Source organism: Streptomyces aureus (genome assembly GCF_000725495.1).
Lineage (GTDB): Bacteria > Actinomycetota > Actinomycetes > Streptomycetales > Streptomycetaceae > Streptomyces > Streptomyces aureus_B.
Map to the genome: position 1 here is coordinate 201,538 of NZ_JNZD01000003.1, position 17,532 is coordinate 219,069.

General features: G+C 72.1%; 19 protein-coding genes and 1 riboswitch. Of the genes, 12 read left to right on the top strand and 7 right to left on the bottom strand.

Annotated features, from left to right (window positions below):
* Nucleotides 1-21: 21 nt before the first annotated feature.
* The 3 genes from IO36_RS05315 to IO36_RS05325 all read right to left on the bottom strand — a co-directional run bounded on the left by IO36_RS05315 (nt 22) and on the right by IO36_RS05325 (nt 1,991).
* Nucleotides 22-495, bottom strand: coding sequence for a C40 family peptidase (locus IO36_RS05315; protein WP_037616619.1), 474 nt, complete (start codon nt 493-495; stop codon nt 22-24).
* A gap of 3 nt (nt 496-498) precedes the next feature.
* A riboswitch (cyclic di-AMP (ydaO/yuaA leader) is annotated at nt 499-671 on the bottom strand.
* 371 nt (nt 672-1,042) lie between these two features.
* Nucleotides 1,043-1,348 (bottom strand): hypothetical protein, encoded by a 306-nt coding sequence (locus IO36_RS05320; protein ID WP_037616621.1) that lies wholly within the window; start codon nt 1,346-1,348, stop codon nt 1,043-1,045.
* A gap of 7 nt (nt 1,349-1,355) precedes the next feature.
* Entirely contained in the window at nt 1,356-1,991 is a 636-nt protein-coding gene (locus IO36_RS05325; RefSeq protein WP_037616622.1) for an ATP-dependent Clp protease proteolytic subunit, read from the bottom strand.
* 186 nt (nt 1,992-2,177) lie between these two features.
* On the opposite strand from IO36_RS05325, the gene IO36_RS05330 reads away from it, so the two are divergent.
* From IO36_RS05330 to IO36_RS05365, 8 genes are all read left to right on the top strand, one after another.
* Nucleotides 2,178-2,456 (top strand): type II toxin-antitoxin system Phd/YefM family antitoxin, encoded by a 279-nt coding sequence (locus IO36_RS05330; protein WP_037616625.1) that lies wholly within the window; start codon nt 2,178-2,180, stop codon nt 2,454-2,456.
* A gap of 531 nt (nt 2,457-2,987) precedes the next feature.
* Nucleotides 2,988-3,290, top strand: coding sequence for an urease subunit gamma (locus IO36_RS05335; RefSeq protein ID WP_037616949.1), 303 nt, complete (start codon nt 2,988-2,990; stop codon nt 3,288-3,290).
* Nucleotides 3,291-3,306: 16 nt separating this feature from the next.
* On the top strand, nt 3,307-3,618 hold the full coding sequence (locus IO36_RS05340; protein ID WP_037616627.1) for an urease subunit beta: 312 nt from the start codon (nt 3,307-3,309) through the stop codon (nt 3,616-3,618).
* Entirely contained in the window at nt 3,611-5,332 is a 1,722-nt protein-coding gene (locus IO36_RS05345; protein ID WP_037616950.1) for an urease subunit alpha, read from the top strand. Before IO36_RS05340 ends, IO36_RS05345 begins: the two co-directional genes overlap by 8 nt.
* Complete coding sequence (locus IO36_RS05350; protein WP_037616629.1) at nt 5,332-6,006, top strand: urease accessory protein UreF; 675 nt, start codon at nt 5,332-5,334, stop codon at nt 6,004-6,006. The genes IO36_RS05345 and IO36_RS05350 overlap by 1 nt, the downstream gene beginning before the upstream one ends.
* Before the next feature lie 390 nt (nt 6,007-6,396).
* Nucleotides 6,397-7,074, top strand: a complete 678-nt coding sequence (gene ureG, locus IO36_RS05355) for an urease accessory protein UreG (protein ID WP_037616631.1) — start codon at nt 6,397-6,399, stop codon at nt 7,072-7,074.
* Nucleotides 7,071-7,829, top strand: a complete 759-nt coding sequence (locus IO36_RS05360) for an urease accessory protein UreD (RefSeq protein WP_425535509.1) — start codon at nt 7,071-7,073, stop codon at nt 7,827-7,829. The genes ureG and IO36_RS05360 overlap by 4 nt, the downstream gene beginning before the upstream one ends.
* A 167-nt stretch (nt 7,830-7,996) precedes the next feature.
* Complete coding sequence (locus IO36_RS05365) at nt 7,997-9,595, top strand: alpha/beta hydrolase (RefSeq protein ID WP_037616636.1); 1,599 nt, start codon at nt 7,997-7,999, stop codon at nt 9,593-9,595.
* Nucleotides 9,596-9,670: 75 nt separating this feature from the next.
* Here the strand turns inward: IO36_RS05365 and IO36_RS05370 are convergent, their stop codons facing one another.
* The 4 genes from IO36_RS05370 to IO36_RS05385 all read right to left on the bottom strand — a co-directional run bounded on the left by IO36_RS05370 (nt 9,671) and on the right by IO36_RS05385 (nt 13,182).
* The gene (locus tag IO36_RS05370; protein WP_037616639.1) at nt 9,671-10,396 is read right to left on the bottom strand and encodes a lysophospholipid acyltransferase family protein; all 726 of its coding nucleotides are present in this window, start codon (nt 10,394-10,396) and stop codon (nt 9,671-9,673) included.
* A gap of 100 nt (nt 10,397-10,496) precedes the next feature.
* Nucleotides 10,497-11,744, bottom strand: a complete 1,248-nt coding sequence (rocD, locus tag IO36_RS05375; RefSeq protein ID WP_037616641.1) for an ornithine--oxo-acid transaminase — start codon at nt 11,742-11,744, stop codon at nt 10,497-10,499.
* A complete protein-coding gene (gene ddaH / locus IO36_RS05380; RefSeq protein ID WP_037616642.1) occupies nt 11,741-12,553 on the bottom strand; it encodes a dimethylargininase in 813 nt (270 codons plus the stop codon). The genes rocD and ddaH overlap by 4 nt, the downstream gene beginning before the upstream one ends.
* A gap of 125 nt (nt 12,554-12,678) precedes the next feature.
* Entirely contained in the window at nt 12,679-13,182 is a 504-nt protein-coding gene (locus tag IO36_RS05385) for an Lrp/AsnC family transcriptional regulator (protein ID WP_037616643.1), read from the bottom strand.
* A 98-nt stretch (nt 13,183-13,280) separates the two neighbouring features.
* Here IO36_RS05385 and IO36_RS05390 point away from each other — a divergent pair, with 98 nt between their 5' ends.
* From IO36_RS05390 to IO36_RS05405, 4 genes are read left to right on the top strand one after another with little or no spacing between them, the layout of a single operon-like run.
* On the top strand, nt 13,281-14,036 hold the full coding sequence (locus IO36_RS05390) for a LytR/AlgR family response regulator transcription factor (RefSeq protein ID WP_037616644.1): 756 nt from the start codon (nt 13,281-13,283) through the stop codon (nt 14,034-14,036).
* Between the two features lie 10 nt (nt 14,037-14,046).
* A complete protein-coding gene (locus IO36_RS05395; protein WP_037616645.1) occupies nt 14,047-14,406 on the top strand; it encodes a hypothetical protein in 360 nt (119 codons plus the stop codon).
* Between the two features lie 3 nt (nt 14,407-14,409).
* Nucleotides 14,410-16,137 (top strand): sodium/solute symporter, encoded by a 1,728-nt coding sequence (locus IO36_RS05400; RefSeq protein WP_037616648.1) that lies wholly within the window; start codon nt 14,410-14,412, stop codon nt 16,135-16,137.
* A complete protein-coding gene (locus IO36_RS05405) occupies nt 16,134-17,339 on the top strand; it encodes a sensor histidine kinase (protein WP_037616650.1) in 1,206 nt (401 codons plus the stop codon). The genes IO36_RS05400 and IO36_RS05405 overlap by 4 nt, the downstream gene beginning before the upstream one ends.
* Nucleotides 17,340-17,532: the final 193 nt, after the last annotated feature.

The window sequence follows — 17,532 nt, forward strand, 5'->3', positions numbered from 1 at the left end:
TCCGCCGCCCCGGGCCGAGGGTCAGCCGACCCTGCCGTACCAGACGCTTCTCGTCCAGATCTTCTGGAGCTTCACCACTTCCCCGGTCTTCGGGGAGTGCCAGATCTTTCCCTTACCGGCGTAGATGCCGACGTGGTACACGTTCCGGCCCGAGTGGAAGAACACGAGGTCACCGGCCTTGCGGTGCGAGGCCGAGACATGGTGCGTCTTGTTGTACTGGGCCGCGGCCGTACGAGGCAGCGTCTTGCCCGCCTTCTTGTACGAGTAGAGCGTGAGCCCCGAACAGTCGAAGCGGTGCGGTCCGGTGGCGCCCCACTGGTAGGGGGAGCCGTGCTTCGACGCCGCGACCTGGAGTGCCCGCGTCGCCAGAGTGGCCGCCTCGGCGTCGGGTGCGACACCGGGGATCACCAGGCTGCCGCCCACCGCGGCAAGGGTGAGGGCCGAGGCCGTACCGGCCCTGGTCCACAGCGACGGGACACGATTCAGCGCAGTCATGCGCAACCCTTCGTCAGCCGCCTGTGAAGGATGACCTGTCGGATTCGGGCTGGCGAAGTTGCCCGGCCGCTGACGCGGCTTCACCCCAAGGACCGCCCGGAACTGCTCCGGCGGCCCGTCTAGCTGGGTCCTCCACTCCTGCCGATCCACTCCTGTCGACCGGGCATCCGAGCGGCGGCAGGACTCGGCGTCCGCCCGGACCGCCCCGCCGCTGTGGCGGGGGCTTGTCGTCGGAAGGGATCTTCACTCATCAGAGTCGGAAAATCCGAGCGGAACCGGCGTTTTGTGGGCTTACTCACCACTCACCTGTTCGGGTGAACATCCCGCCGTTCGAGCGCGTGTTGGGGACACGGACCCGGCCCGCACCTGCGGCGGAAGGCCTCATCCGGCCCTTCGGACAGGCGCGTTGCGCAACTCGGAGGGGTCGTAGAAAGGTTGGTTGAATACGCCATCGGAGGGTCCACCATCCGGTCCGTTTGAGTCGCGGCCGGGACGCCACGGCGTCGTGGCGCGCATCGGCGCCGCGGTGGTGGCCGGTGGGGGTCCGTCAACTTCCGGACTCCGGCGGCACGGTGACCCGGGCCGCCCGCCGCTCACCGCCGAGGACCCGCAGCGCCTGGGCCAGCGTCGGGGCGTGCACCTCGCTCTCGCCCCGCTGGTGCATGAGCGCGAGGGCGTCCCGCAGGGCCTCCGCCTTGCCGACCAGTGCCTGAGCCGCCCTCAGACCGCGATAGGTGTCCCCGGGACGGGACGGATTGATGCGGCCGACCAGGTCGACCACGTCGAGATAGCGGTCGATCAGCTCGGCCTCGGCGCGGGTCAGCGCGGGCAGCGGGGGAAGGTCCGGGATCATCGGCCGTTCACCTCGCGCCGGGCGTGCGGCCCGCGGGCCTGCGGCTCGGGACGATCCGGTCGATCAGCCCGTGGGCGAGCGCCGCCGGTGCGTCGAGGACCGTGTCGCGCTCGATGTCCGCCGTGACCTGCTCCGGGGTCCGGCCCGTGTGGCGTACGAGCATCTCCTCCAGGATCTCCCGGGTGCGGACCAACTCCTCGGCGCGGATGGTCAGATCGCTGGTCTGTCCCTCGATCGGCTCCGGGAGGGACGGCTGGCGGAGCAGGACGCGCGCCCCCGGCAGGGCGAGCCGCTTGCCCGGGGTCCCGGCGGCCAGCAGCACTGCGGCGGCCGACTCCGCGCGGCCGAGGCAGATCGTCTCGACGTCGCAGGTCACGAACCGGATCGTGTCGTAGATCGCGGACATCGCGCTGAAGGAGCCGCCAGGGGAGTTGATGTACAGCGAGATGTCCTGTTCGGGCGCCTGATGCTCCAAGTACATGAACTGGGCCATCACGTCGTTCGCCGAGACGTCGTCGACCGGTGTCCCGAGGAACACGATCCGCTCGCCGAGCAGCTTCGCGTACGGATCCAGGGTTCGCTGCCCGGTACTCGTGCGTTCGGTGAACTCGGGCAGGACGTAGCGGGCGGACGGGCTGTCCATGGCGCGCCTCCTCAGATCGATGTCTGTAAAAAATGTACAGGACGTACAACGCTGGGGGCGAGGGTCCTGCCGAGAGCGAAAGCGGTGGCGCGCCCGCGGAGAAGCCGTCGTGGGGTGCCCCGCACCGCGGGCCGGGGAGATCTCGCGCCCGGCCCGGTGGGGGAGGCCCGGTCTAAGCTGGACGTCATGGCCTACGAGATTCCGGTGACGCAAGCCAGGGCTGAGCTCGCCGAACTGATCAACCGCGTGGTGTACGGCGGTGAGCGCGTCGTCGTGACGCGGCACGGGAAGCCGCTCGTCGCGCTGGTCTCGGCCGCCGACCTGGAGCGCCTCGAGGAACAGCCGGAGCCCGCCGACGAGCAGGTGATCAGCTCTCTGGCGAGCGTCCGTGAGGTGGGCTCCGCGCCCCGCGAACACCAGCGGTTCGGCATCGCCGCGGAGCACCGGGGGCCCAGCGCGTCGTAGCTGCAGGTGTCTGCCCGCACCAGGGAATGGGGCCGGCGCCTCTTGGCCGCCGCGAGGCGGGTGAGCCCAGCGCCTGCGAGCCGCACTCGGTCACAGGAGCCCGGCGCTCCTGGCCGCCCCCGCACGCGGGGCAGGCGCCTTCTCCCGGCCGCCGGTCCAGGCGGGTCCAGCGCTTTCGAGCCGCACCCGGGCCGCCCAGCGCCTCCCGGCCGTCTTCGCCCGTGCCGGGGCACCGCCCCTGTTCTGCCGCAGGCGTCCCCGTGCGGCGGGTTGACCGCCGTATACGTCCCGTCGCCGGCCGGATCCTCGTGCCGTGGGGTGGCGGGGTGGTCCGGCCGGGCGGATTCGGGCAAGCGGGGCGCTTCGACGGGCTCTGAGTGCTCCTGCGCGCCGGGCCGGAAGGGATCACGGGCCGGTTAACGTCCTCGAAACCCCGGCCAACTAGCGTGCCCATCCACGCCACCAGGGGTTTCGGTGGCCGCGGCCCCCGGACCCCGCACGGTCCGGAGCGAGGATGTGAGGTGGTACGCCGTGCAACTGACCCCGCACGAGCAGGAGAGGCTGCTGATCCATGTGGCGGCCGACGTCGCCGAGAAGCGCCGGGCCCGCGGTCTGAAACTGAACCACCCCGAGGCCGTCGCACTGATCACGTCGCACATCCTCGAGGGCGCCCGTGACGGCCGCACCGTCGCCGAGCTGATGGCCTCCGGGCGCAAGCTCCTCACCCGGGACGACGTGATGTCGGGCATCCCCGAGATGATCCACGACGTCCAGGTCGAGGCGACCTTCCCGGACGGCACCAAGCTCGTCACCGTCCACGACCCGATCGTCTGACGGGAGGGAGAACGCCGTGATTCCCGGAGAGTTCCTCTTCGCCGACGAACCGGTCGTGTTCAACGAGGGCCGTGAGACCACCCGCCTGACCGTCCTGAACGCCGCCGACCGCCCCGTGCAGGTCGGCTCCCACTACCACTTCGCCGAGGCCAACCCCGGTCTGGACTTCGACCGCGCCGCCGCGTACGGAAAGCGGCTCGACGTCGCCGCCGGAACGGCCGTGCGCTTCGAGCCCGGGATCCCCGTCGAGGTCGAACTCGTCCCGCTCGCCGGCGCCCGCGTGGTGCCCGGACTGCGCGGAGAGACCGGGGGTGCCCTCGATGCCTGAGATCTCGCGAGCCGCGTACGCCGACCTGTTCGGTCCGACCACCGGCGACCGCATCCGCCTCGCCGACACGGACCTGCTGATCGAGATCGAGGAGGACCGCTGCGGCGGGCCAGGACGCGCCGGCGACGAGGCGGTGTTCGGCGGGGGCAAGGTCATCCGGGAGTCCATGGGTCAGTCCCGGGCCACGCGCGCCGAGGGCACCCCGGACACGGTGATCACCGGCGCCGTGATCGTCGACCACTGGGGGATCGTCAAGGCCGACGTCGGCATCCGCGACGGCCGGATCTGCGGCATCGGCAAGGCCGGCAACCCGGACACCATGGACGGGGTCCACCCCGACCTGGTGATCGGTCCCGAGACCGAGATCATCGCGGGCAACGGCCGGATCCTGACGGCGGGCGCCATCGACGCGCACGTCCATCTGATCTGCCCGGGGATCGCCGACGAGGCCCTCGCCTCCGGCATCACCACGCTCGTCGGCGGCGGCACGGGACCCGCCGAGGGCTCCAAGGCGACCACCGTCACCCCCGGACCCTGGCACCTGGCCCGGATGCTGGAGGCGATGGAGGCCCACCCGGTCAACTTCGGGCTGCTCGGCAAGGGCAACACCGTCTCGCACGAGGCGATGCTCTCGCAGATCCGGGGCGGCGCCCTCGGCCTGAAGATCCACGAGGACTGGGGCTCGACGCCCGCCGCGATCGACGCCGCGCTCACCGTCGCGGACCGCACCGGTGTCCAGGTCGCCATCCACACGGACACGCTGAACGAGGCCGGGTTCGTCGCCGACACCCTCGCGGCCGTCGCCGGACGCGGCATCCACGCGTACCACACGGAGGGGGCGGGCGGCGGGCACGCTCCGGACATCATGACCGTGGTCTCCGAGCCCCACGTCCTGCCCAGCTCGACCAACCCGACCCGGCCCTACACCGTCAACACCGCCGAGGAACACCTCGACATGCTGATGGTCTGCCACCATCTGAACCCGGCGGTGCCCGAGGACCTGGCGTTCGCCGAGTCCCGGATCCGGCCCTCCACCATCGGGGCCGAGGACATACTCCACGACCTCGGCGCCATCTCGATCATCTCCTCCGACTCCCAGGCCATGGGCCGGGTCGGCGAGGTCGTGATGCGGACCTGGCAGACCGCCCACGTCATGAAGCGGCGCCGGGGCGCACTGCCGGGCGACGGCCGCGCCGACAACCACCGGGTGCGTCGCTATGTCGCCAAATACACGATCAACCCGGCGCTCGCGCAGGGCCTCGCCCGCGAGATCGGCTCCGTGGAGAGGGGCAAGCTCGCCGACCTGGTGCTGTGGGAGCCCGCCTTCTTCGGGGTCAAGCCGCACCTGGTCGTCAAGGGCGGCCAGATCGCGTACGCGCAGATGGGCGACGCCAACGCGTCCATCCCGACCCCCCAACCGGTGCTGCCCCGGCCGATGTTCGGGGCGATCGGGCGGGCCCCGGCGGCCAACTCGTTCAACTTCGTCGCACCGCTGGCCATCGAGGACGGGCTGCCGGAGCGGCTCTCGCTGGGCAAGCGGTTCGTCGCCATCGAGTCGACGCGGGCGGTGACCAAGGCCGACATGCGGGAGAACGACGCCCGGCCCGACGTGCGGATCGACCCCGACAGCTTCGCCGTGCACATCGACGGGGAGCTCGTCGAGGCGACTCCGGCCGCCGAACTGCCCATGGCCCAGCGTTACTTCCTCTTCTGATGTCCCGGGCGGCACTTCTCGTGCTGGCCGACGGCCGCTTCCCCGCCGGAGGGCACGCGCACTCCGGCGGGGCCGAGGCCGCGGTCAGGGCCGGACGGATCACCGGGGCGGCGAGCCTGGAGGACTTCTGCCGGGGGCGGCTGCACACGAGCGGGCTCGTCGCGGCCGCACTGGCCGCCGCGGCGGCGCTCGGGGTCGATCCGGTCGCCCTGGACGCGGCGGCCGACGCCCGCACGCCCTCGCTCGCCCTGCGGGTCGCCGCGCGCCGGCTGGGCCGGCAGCTCGCGCGGGCGGCGCGGGCCACCTGGCCCTCGGCCGAACTCGACGCACTCGCGCGGGAGTTCCCCAAGGGGGCGCATCAGCCGGTGGTGCTGGGCGTGACCGCGCGGGCCGCCGGTCTCGGGCCCGAGGACGCCGCGTACTGCTCCGCGTACGAGAGCGTCAGCGGACCCGCGTCGGCGACGGTGCGGCTGCTGAGCCTCGACCCGTTCGACGCGACGGCGGCGCTGGCCCGGCTCGCGCCGGAACTGGACGTCGTCGCCCACGCGGCGGCGACCGCGGCGCGGCGGGTACTCGACGAGGGGGTCGAGGTGCTTCCCGCGGCGGCGGCCCCCCTGCTGGAGATCGGTGCGGAGGCGCACGCGGCATGGCCGGTACGGCTGTTCGCGTCCTAGGGCGTGTTGCGAAAGTCCCGTCGTTCGCCCGAAGCGCGGCAGGCGGGACTTTCGCAACACGCCCTAGCGGCCGCGCACTCCCAGCCCCCGGCGCAGCCGGCCCGGAGGAGCCGGTCCCCTCGTCCCGGGGGAGCGGTCCTGCCCCGGCCCCGGGGGAACCGTCCCGACCCGGTTCCGGAGAATCCGTCCCCGCCTCCGACCGCGACCCGTTCCTGACCGCGACCCGCGTCCGAACCCGACCGCGCCCCACTCCCGAACCCGACCGCGCCCCACTCCCGAACCTGACCCCGACCCGCGCCCGAACCCGACCCCCGCCCGGACCTGAACCCGACCCGGACCTGAACCCGACCCGGACCTGAACCCGACCCGACCCCAGCAAGGAGTCACACCGTGCATCTCGATCATCCTCACGACGGGCCCTCCGCGGTCAGTGCCGATGCCCGGCGGCCCGACGGGCGGCGGCGGGCCCTGCGGATCGGGCTCGGCGGCCCCGTGGGGTCCGGGAAGACCGCCACCGTCGCGGCGCTGTGCCGCGCGCTGCGCGACGAGCTGTCCCTGGCCGTCGTCACCAACGACATCTACACCCGCGAGGACGCCGAGTTCCTGCTCAGGGAAGCCGTCCTGCCGCCCGAACGGATCGCCGCCGTCGAGACGGGCGCCTGCCCGCACACCGCGATCCGGGACGACATCTCCGCCAACCTCGAGGCGGTCGAGGACCTGGAGGACGAGGTCGGGCCGCTGGACCTGATCCTCGTGGAGTCCGGCGGCGACAACCTCACCGCGACCTTCTCCAGGGGGCTCGTCGACGCCCAGATCTTCGTGATCGACGTGGCGGGCGGCGACGACATCCCGCGCAAGGGCGGTCCCGGGGTCACGACGGCCGACCTGCTCGTCGTGAACAAGACCGACCTGGCCCCGTACGTGGGCTCGGACCTGGGGAGGATGGCCATCGACGCCAAGGCGCAGCGGGCCGAACTCCCGGTGGTGTTCCAGTCGTTGCGCACCGAGGCCGGGGTCGCGGCGGTCGCCGGCTGGGTGCGGGAGCGGCTCGCGGAGTGGACGGCGTGACGACGGCGGGAGTCCGCGCCACCGCGCGGATCGAGGCCCGGGAGGACGGCCGGGGCGGGACCTCGCTGCCCGTGCTGGAAGGGCAGGGCCCGCTCGCCCTGCGGCGGGTCCGGGGCAGCGGGCCGGAGGCCCGGGTGATGCTCGTCGGGGCGATGAGCGGCCCGCTCGGCGGTGATCACCTCACCGTCGAGGCCCGCGTCGGTCCCGGCGCCCGGCTGCGGGTCGGCTCGGCCGCCGCGACCATCGCGCTGCCGGGACAGGCCAAGGGAGAGGCCCGCTACGACGTGCGCCTCGACGTCGCCGACGAAGGCGAACTGCACTGGCTGCCGGAACAGTTGATCTCCGCCGGCGGCAGCGAACTGTCCGTCGCCGCACGGATCGACCTCGGGACGGACGCCCGGCTCGTCTTCCGCGAGGAGCAGGTGCTCGGGCGCGTGGGGGAGGAACCCGGGCGTCTGACCAGCCGTCTCACCGTACGGCGTGACGGACGGGTCCTGCTCGACCAGGAGTTGGCCTGCGGGCCGGGAGCGCCCGGCGGCTGGGACGGGCCCGCCGTCCTCGCGGGCCATCGGGCGCTCGGTCAACTGGTCGTCGTGAGACCGGAGTTCGAGCGCGAGCAGCCCGCCGCGCGGCCGCTCGGCGAGCACGCCGCGCTCACCCCGCTCGCCGGCCCCGCGGTGCTGGTGACGGCGCTCGCACCCGACGCGCTGGCGCTGCGGAGACTGCTGGACGCGGCGCTGTCCGATCTCACATGACGTCAACTATCTTTCTCCGAAGCCGGGTTCAAGTCGGGTCACCGCTCAACGGAACACCGCATACCGGCTATCGGATTGGTAAAGAACACCAACCACGTCTGTTCTCAGGGACCTCACAGCCGAAAGGATCCTCGTACCAATCGCAATGATGTACGGGGAGGTCACACTTGAGGTCCAAGAGACCTACGAAGCGGGTGGCGGCGTTCGGCTCGGCCGGAGTGCTCGTCACGGCGACCCTGATAGCCGGAGCCGTCGCGGCGCCGTCGGCCACCGCCGACTCGCGCCACGGGCAGAGCCGTGAGCAGCGCGGAGCGGCCGTGGCCGCCGAGCGGGCCGCCAAGGCCGGCATCGACTGGCAGGACTGCCCGGCCGACTGGGGCTTCGAGAAGCCGATCCAGTGCGGCTGGGTGAGCGTGCCGCTGGACTACGCGCACCCCTACGGCAAGCAGCTCAAGCTGGCCGTCGACCGCATCGGGAACACCGGTACCAAGGAGGAGCGCCAGGGCGCGCTCGTCTACAACCCGGGCGGTCCCGGTGGTTCCGGCATGCGCTTCCCGCGCCGGGTCACCACCAAGAGCCCCCTGTGGGTGAACACCTCCAAGGCGTACGACTTCGTGGGCTTCGACCCCCGCGGTGTCGGCCACTCGGCGCCCATCTCCTGCATCGACCCGCAGGAGTTCGTCAAGGCGCCCAAGGCGGACCCGGTCCCGGACTCCGAGGCCGACAAGCGGGCCCAGCGCAAGCTGGCCGCGGAGTACGCCGACGGCTGCGCCGAGCGCAGCGGCAAGGCCGTGCTGGCGCAGATGACCACGCCCAACACGGCCCGCGACCTCGACGTCATCCGGGCCGCCCTCGGGGAGAAGAAGCTCAACTACCTGGGCGTCTCCTACGGCACCTACCTCGGAGCCGTCTACGGCACCCTGTTCCCGGGGCACGTGCGCCGCATGATCGTCGACAGTGTCGTCAATCCGTCGCGCGAGAACATCTGGTACCAGGCCAACCTGGAGCAGGACATCGCCTTCGAGGGCCGCTGGAAGGACTGGGAGGACTGGGTCGCCAAGAACGACGCCACCTTCCACCTCGGCGACACCCGCGCCAAGGTGCAGGACCAGTGGCTGAAGCTTCGCGCCACGGCGAAGAAGGCCCCGCTGGGCGGTGTCGTCGGCCCCGCCGAGCTGATCTCCTTCTTCCAGAGCGCCCCGTACTACGACTCCTCGTGGGTGCCGACCGCCACGGTGTTCAGCAAGTACGTCGCCGGTGACACCCAGGCGCTCGTCGACGCCGCGTCCCCCGACCTGTCGGACACGGCGGGCAACATCTCCTCGGAGAACGGGAACGCCGTGTACACGGCCGTCGAGTGCACCGACGCGCAGTGGCCCACCAGCTGGCGGAAGTGGGACCGGGACAACACCCGCCTCAACGCCCAGTACCCCTTCATGACCTGGGCCAACGCATGGATGAACCTGCCGTGCGCCACGTGGCCGGTCAAGCAGCAGACCCCGGTGCAGGTGAAGACCGGCAAGGGCCTGCCCGCCGTTCTCATCGTGCAGTCCACCAATGACGCCGCCACCCCGTACGCCGGCGCCGTCGAACTGCACAAGCGCTTCAAGGGCTCCCGCCTGATCACCGAGCAGGGCGCGGGCTCGCACGGTGTGACCGGTCTGGTCAACCCGTGCATCAACGGGCGGGTGGACTCCTACCTGCTCACCGGCAAGACGGACGCCGCCGACGTGACGTGCACCCCGCACGCCACGCCGCAGCCGTAGTCCGACAGCACGAGGGGGCGGCCGGAATCCCGGCCGCCCCCTCCGCCGTTCACGGCGCGGTCCCCGGACCCGGGGTCAGCTCATCGGCATGCGGGGGAACTTACGTCCCGCATCGGCCTTCCGGGCGCTCTCCTCGGCCTTGACCTCGGCCGCGTACCGGTCGACGTACTCCTGCTCGGACAGGGACAGGATCGCGTACATGATCTCGTCCGTGATGGCGCGCAGGACGGCCTTCTCGCCCTCCATCCCTGCATAGCGCGAGAAGTCGAGGGGCTTGCCGAAGCGGATCGTCACGGGGTGGATCCGCGGGAGCTTGCGGCCCGGGGGCTGCGCCTCGAAGGTGCCGATCATCGCGCAGGGGATCACCGGGGCCTGGGCCCGCAGCGCCATCACCGCGACGCCGACCTTGCCCTTGTAGAGCCGCCCGTCGTGCGAACGGGTGCCCTCGGGATAGATGCCGAGGAGCTCGTCCTTGCGCAGCACGCCGAGCCCCTCGCGGATCGCGGCCTGACCCGCCTCCTTGCCGGAACGGTCCACCGGGATCTGCCCGATGCTGCGGAAGAAGGCGGCCGTGAGCCGCCCCTTCACGCCCGGCCCGGTGAAGTACTCGGCCTTCGCGAGAAACGTGATCCGGCGCTTCAGGATCGCCGGCATCAGAAAGTGGTCCGCGAAGGACAGATGGTTGCCCGCCACGATGGCGGGACCCGACGACGGTATGTGCTCAAGGCCCTCGATCCGAGGCCGGAAGACCAGCCTCAACAGTGGACCCAGAAGCACATATTTGAGCACGTGATAGAACACTGGGGCGCTCCTCTTTTCCCCTGGGGAGCGATCAGTGTAGGCGCGGCCGTCGCCGGGCGTAACCGCTGCGGTGTCACTCTCTGTGGCCTCTTGGCCGGTATCAGACCCCTTGCGTCAGAACTTTCTCAAGAGACCCGAGAGCCGACCGGAGTTCCTCGGCCGTGATGGTGAGCGGCGGCGCCAGCCGGATGGTCGAACCGTGGGTGTCCTTGACCAGAATCCCCTCGTCCATCAGGCCCTGGCTGATCTCCCGGCCCGTGCCGATGGACGGGTCGATGTCGACGCCCGCCCACAGCCCGCGGGAGCGGAAGCCCTCGACGCCCCGGCCCACCAGGGCCGTCAGCCCGTCCCGCAGCACCACACCGAGCTCGGCGGCCCGGCGCTGGTACTCACCGGTCTCCAGCAGGCCCACGACCGCCGAGCCGACCGCCGCCGCCAGCGGATTGCCGCCGAACGTCGAACCGTGCTCACCCGGACGCAGCACACTCAGCACGTCCCGGCGTCCGACGACCGCGGAGACCGGCACGATGCCGCCGCCGAGCGCCTTGCCGAGCAGCAGCAGGTCGGGAACGACCGCCTCGTGTTCCACCGCCAGGGTGGTGCCGGTGCGGCCGAGACCGGACTGGATCTCGTCCGCGACGAACAGACAGCCGGCCCGGCGGGTCAGCTCGCGGACCCCGGCGAGATAGCCGTCGTCCGGGATGATCACACCGGCCTCGCCCTGGATGGGCTCGATCAGCACCGCGGCCGTCGTCTCGTCGATCGCCGCCTCCAGCGCGGCCAGGTCGTTGTACGGCACGACCCGGAAGCCGGGCGTGAAGGGCCCGAAGCCCGAGCGGGCGGTCTCGTCGGTGGAGAAGCTGACGATCGTGGTCGTCCGGCCGTGGAAGTTGTCGGCCGCCACCACGATCGTGGCCCGGTCGGGCTCGACGCCCTTCACCTCGTACGCCCATTTGCGGGCCACCTTGACGGCGCTCTCCACCGCCTCGGCGCCCGTGTTCATCGGCAGGACCATGTCCAGGCCGGTCAGGGCGGCCAGGGACTCGGCGAACCCGGCCAGCTGGTCGTTGTGGAAGGCCCGCGAGGTCAGGGTGAGCCGGTCCAGCTGGCGGTGCGCGGCCTCGATCAGCACCGGGTTGCGGTGGCCGAAGTTGAGGGCCGAGTAGCCCGCCAGCATGTCGAGGTAGCGGCGCCCCTCGACGTCCTCGACCCAGGTGCCCTCGGCGTGCGCGACGACCACCGGAAGCGGGTGGTAGTTGTGCGCCAGGACGGGGCCCTCGGCCCGGATGAGTTCCTCGGAGCTGCGGACGGCGTCGGTGGGCGCGGTCGCACGTACGGGCGCGGTCATGAACGAATCTCCTGTGTGCAGCACTTGATGCCTCCGCCGGCCTTGTGGAGCTCCGACAGGTCGACGGGGACGGGGACGTAGCCGTGGGTCACGAGCCGGTCGGCGAGGGCCTCGGCACGCGGCGCGATGAAGACGTGCCGGCCGTCCGAGACGGAGTTGAGGCCGAAGGCGAGGGCGTCCTCACGGGTGGCGAGCACCGCGTCCGGGAACAGCCGTCCCAGCACCTCGCGGCTGCCGGGCGAGAACGCGTCCGGGTAGTACGCGATGTTGTCGTCGTCGAGGACGAACAGCGCGGTGTCCAGGTGGTAGAAGTGCGGGTCCACCAGGCGCAGGCCGATCACCGGGACACCGAAGAACTCCTGGACCTCGCGATGGGCCTCGGGCGTGGTGCGAAAACCCGTGCCCGCGAGGACGAAGCGGCGCGTGGGCACGAGGTCGCCCTCGCCCTCGCACACCGACTCGGGGCGGTAGACGTCGAACCCGGCCGTCTTGAACCAGGTCTCGTACGCGGTCGACTCGGGGCGGCGCTCGGGCGCGTGGAAGGACGAGCCGAAGACGCGGCCCTCCAGGACGAGCGCGCAGTTCGCCGCGAAGACCATGTCGGGAAGGCCCGCGACCGGCTCGACGGATTCGACGGTGTGACCGTGGGCGCGGTAGGCGCTGATCAGCGCCTGCCATTGGACGAGCGCGAGCTCGACGTCCACGGGGGTGTCGGGACGCATCCACGGGTTGATCGCGTACTGCACGGCGAAGTGTCTGGGTTCACAGACGAGAAAGCGCCTCAGGCGCGGCACACGGCTTTCGGACACAGAGAGGTTCCTCCGCTTCCTGCGGTGTCATCTGGTGGGATGTCTCCACGGTAAGAAGCGGGGGACAGATGGGACAAGCGAGGAGAGCTGCGCGTATACGCAGGACTGCTGCGTGATCGGCAGGGTCAGCGCACGTTTCCTGCGTCATCCGGGGCCGGCTGGGTCGCCCCCGCCTCCGGGGCCTCGGGCAGCAGATGGGACAGAACCATGTAGCTGATCGTCTTCCGGATGAACGGTTCCACCCGAATGCGCTCCAGAACCTCCTCGAAGTGCTCAACGTCGATCGCCCGCACGTGGAGCAGCGCGTCCGCGCCCCCCGTCACCGTCATCGCCGCGGTGATCTCCGGATGGTTGCGGACCACCTCCGCGAGCCGCCGCGGCGGTGCCGCGCCCTCGCAGTAGACCTCCACGTACGCCTCCGTGCGCCAGCCGAGCGCCGCGGGCTTCACGGTGGCGGTGAACCCGGTGATCACACCCGTCTCGCGCAGCCGGTCGACCCGGCGCTTGACCGCCGTCGCGGACAGTCCGATCGCCGCGCCGATCTCCGCGAAACTCGTCCGGGCGTTCGCCATGAGAGCGGTGATGATCTTGCGGTCCAGCTCGTCGAACATCGCGGGCTTGCTGTTCATGGGCGCACTGTATCCAGCGGCGCCGCCCACCCCGCCGGGTGCGACCGCCGTGTCCGCCACATGTCCAGCCGCGCGAAACGCTCCTACACTCCACTTCCATGCTGCGCGCGCTCGCCGTCGACGACGAACAACCCTCCCTCGAAGAGCTGCTGTACCTGCTCAACGCCGATCCCCGGATCGGCAGCGCGGAGGGCGCCGGCGACGCGACCGAGGCACTGCGCCGGATCAACCGGGCCCTGGAGAGCGGACCCGGCGGTCCCGAGGCGATCGACGTCGTCTTCCTCGACATCCACATGCCCGGCCTGGACGGCCTCGACCTGGCCCGGCTGCTCGGCGGGTTCGCCCAGCCCCCGCTCGTCGTGTTCGTCACCGCCCACGAGGGATTCGCCGTCCAGGCCTTCGACCTCAAGGCCGTCGACTACGTCCTCAAGCCCGTACGCCGCGAACGGCTCGCGGAGGCGGTGCGGCGTGCCGCCCAACTGCGGGACACCGCACCCCTGATACCCGTCCACGAACCCGACCCCGACCACATATCCGTCGAACTCGGCGGTGTGACACGCTTCGTGGCCGTCGAGGACATCACCCACGTCGAGGCGCACGGCGACTACGCCCGGCTGCACACCGCGCAGGGCAGCCACCTGGTCCGCATCCCGCTGTCCACGCTGGAGGAGCGCTGGCGCTCCCGCGGTTTCGTCCGCATCCACCGGCGCCATCTCGTCGCCCTGCGCCACATCGGCGAACTCCGCCTGGACGCGGGCACGGTGAGCGTCCTCGTGGACTCCGAGGAACTCCAGGTCAGCCGTCGGCACGCCCGTCAGCTGCGCGATCTGCTGCTGCGCCGGACCACGAGCTGAGGAGCACCGCGTGCCGCAGGACCCCGCCGAACGCCGTGTCGTCATCACCGGAGCGCCCCGGCGCGCCCGGCGCACCTCCGGCTACTACCGGCCGAGGACCGAGATCGACGAACAGACCACCCTCGGCCACACCTACGTCCGTTCCCTCATGCGCAGTCAACTGCGGGCCGCCTGCGTCACGTTCGCCGTCCTGGTGCTGCTCGTCGGACCGCTGCCGCTGGCCTTCGCCGCGATGCCGGACGGCGCCACCCTGGAATGGGCCGTCCTCGGCTTCTGCCTCTATCCGCCGCTGGTGCTGCTCGCCCGCTGGTACGTACGCCGGGCGGAACGCAACGAGCGGGACCTCGTGCGTCTGGTCGAGGACCGCTGAACCGTGAACGAGAACTACTCCGTTCCCGCCGTCGCCCTCGTCGTCGTCGCGACCGTCCTGGTCGGCGCGTTCGGGCTGCGCATCTCCCGGACCACCTCCGACTTCTACGTCGCCTCGCGCACCGTCGGCCCCCGGCTCAACGCGGCCGCGATCAGCGGCGAGTACCTGTCCGCCGCCTCCTTCCTCGGCATCGCCGGCCTGGTGCTCGTCCAGGGGCCCGACATGCTCTGGTACCCGGTCGGCTACACCGCCGGCTACCTCGTGCTGCTCCTGTTCGTCGCGGCCCCCCTGCGCCGCTCCGGCGCCTACACGCTGCCCGACTTCGCGGAGGCCCGGCTCGGCTCCCAGGCCGTCAGACGGCTCGCCGGGGCCTTCGTCGTCGGCGTGGGCTGGCTCTATCTGCTGCCCCAACTGCAGGGCGCCGGGCTGACGCTGGCGGTCCTGACCGACGCGCCCGACTGGTTCGGCGGGGTCCTGGTCGCCGTCGTCGTGGTGGCCACGGTCGCCGCCGGCGGCATGCGCAGCATCACCTTCGTCCAGGCCTTCCAGTACTGGCTCAAGCTCACCGCCCTGTTCGTCCCCGCCCTCTTCCTGATCCTCGCCTGGCAGGCCCACGGCGCCCCCCGCGACGCCTTCGACGAACCGCCCGCCTTCCGCGAGCGGCGCCTCGTCCAGATCGGCTCCACGCTCGACCTCAAGCTCCGCAGCCCGCTCACCGTCACCGCGACCGGCACCGTCGACGGCCGCCGCTACGAGGACGCGCGCGTCCGGCTGCCCCGGGGAACCCACCGCATCGGCGGCGGCACCCGGCTGACCTTCGACCCGGGCGCCCGGGTCCCGGAGGCCGGACGCGGCGGCGCCGACGCCCTGTCCGCCGCACCGGCCGCCGGCCGCGAGGAACGCCCGCTCTACGCCACCTACGGACTGATCCTCGCGACCTTCCTCGGCACGATGGGCCTTCCCCACGTCGTCGTCCGCTTCTACACCAGCCCGCACGGGGTCGCCGCCCGCCGCACCACCGTCGCCGTTCTCGGCCTGATCGGCGCCTTCTACCTGCTGCCGCCCGTCTACGGCGCCCTGGGGCGCCTGTACGCCCCGGAACTGACCTTCACCGGCGACGCGGACGCCGCCGTCCTCCTGCTGCCCGACCGGATGATCGGCGGAGTGGGCGCGGACCTGCTCGGGGCGCTCGTCGCCGGCGGCGCGTTCGCCGCGTTCCTCTCCACCGCGTCCGGGCTGACCATGGCCGTCGCGGGCGTGCTCACCCAGGACGTGCTGCCCGCCCGCGGGGTCCGGCACTTCCGGCTCGGCACCGTCCTCGCGATGGCCGTACCGCTCGCCGCGAGCGTGCTGGTCGGCGGACTGCCCGTCGCCGACGCCGTCGGCCTCGCGTTCGCCGTGTCCGCGTCCTCCTTCTGCCCGCTGCTGGTCCTCGGCATCTGGTGGCGGCGGCTCACCCCGCCCGGGGCGGCGGCCGGGATGCTCGTCGGCGGGGGCGCGGCACTCGTCGCCGTCGCCGCGACCATGGCCGGCTACCCGGGGACGGCGGGCACCCTGCGCGCCCTGCTCGCCTGGCCGGCCCTCTGGTCGGTGCCGCTCGGCTTCGTGACCATGGTGCTGGTGTCGCTGGCCACCCCCGCCCGCGTCCCGCCCGGGACGGCGGCGATCCTCGCCCGCTTCCACCTCCCGGAGGAACTCACGGACGGCCAGGTCCGGGCGGTGAGCGGATGAGCGGGTTCGTGGCGGGCCTGTGCGTGGCCGTGCTCCCCCTCCTGGCCGCCGGATTCTGGCTCGGCCGGCGCACCGCGCGGCCCGAGAACCTCGGGGGACTGGGCACCCCGGTCGAGCACGCCACCTTCCAGACCCTGCACACCGCCTCGCTCGCCGCGCCCCCGCTCCGCGCCGGACTCACCGAGGAGACGGCCCGCAGGTCCGCCCGGCGGCTGCGCACCCTGCTCGGCACGGACGCCCTGTGCCTGACCGACGAGGAGACCGTCCTCGCCTGGGACGGGGCCGGCGCCCACCACCGCGCCGAGGTGATGGAGCGTCTCGCCGGCCCGCTGGAGACCGGCCGGGGCGAGGCCTTCCGGCTCACCTGCGACGCGCCCGACTGCCCGCTGCGGTGGGCCGTCGTCGCACCGCTCACCGTCGACGAACGGGTGCACGGAGCGCTCGTGGCCTGTGCGCCGCGCGAGTCCGCGGTCCTCGTACGGGCCGCCGGAGAGGTGGCGCGCTGGGTCTCCGTCCAGCTGGAACTCGCCGACCTCGACCGGTCCCGTACCCGGCTGATCGAGGCCGAGATCAAGGCGCTGCGGGCCCAGATATCCCCGCACTTCATCTTCAACTCGCTCGCCGTGATCGCCTCCTTCGTCCGCACCGACCCCGAGCGCGCCCGCGAGCTCCTCCTGGAGTTCGCCGACTTCACCCGCTACTCGTTCCGCAGGCACGGCGACTTCACCACCCTCGCGGACGAGCTGCACGCCATCGACCACTACCTGGCGCTGGTCCGGGCCCGCTTCGGCGAGCGGCTGTCCGTCACCCTCCAGATCGCCCCCGAGGTGCTGCCGGTCGCGCTGCCGTTCCTGTGCCTCCAGCCCCTGGTGGAGAACGCCGTCAAGCACGGTCTGGAGGGCAAGACCGACAAGAGCCACATCAGCATCACGGCGCAGGACGCCGGGGCCGAGGCGCTCGTGGTCATCGAGGACAACGGCGTCGGCATGGACCCCGAACGGCTGCGCCGCATCCTGTCGGGGGAGGTCGGCCCGTCCGGGGGGATCGGGCTCTCCAACGTCGACGAACGGCTGCGCCAGGTGTACGGCGACGATCACGGCCTGGTCATCGAGACCGCGGTGGGAGCGGGTACGAAGATCACCGCCCGGCTCCCCAAGTACCAGCCCGGGGTGCACTCCGCCGCCCGGAGTCCCCGGCAGTGAGGGATCCCGGGCCCACGGCTGCCGGCGCCCCGGCGGTGAAGGGTGCCGGCCCCACGGCTGCCCCGGCTCCTGGGCGACCCGGCGCCTGGGCTGGACCGGCTCGGCAACCCGGTGCTCGGGGCGCACCGGCTCCGCTGCAACCCGGTGCCCCGGCGCCCCGGCGGTCGGCTCCGCGACCGTCCGCACCCGCGGA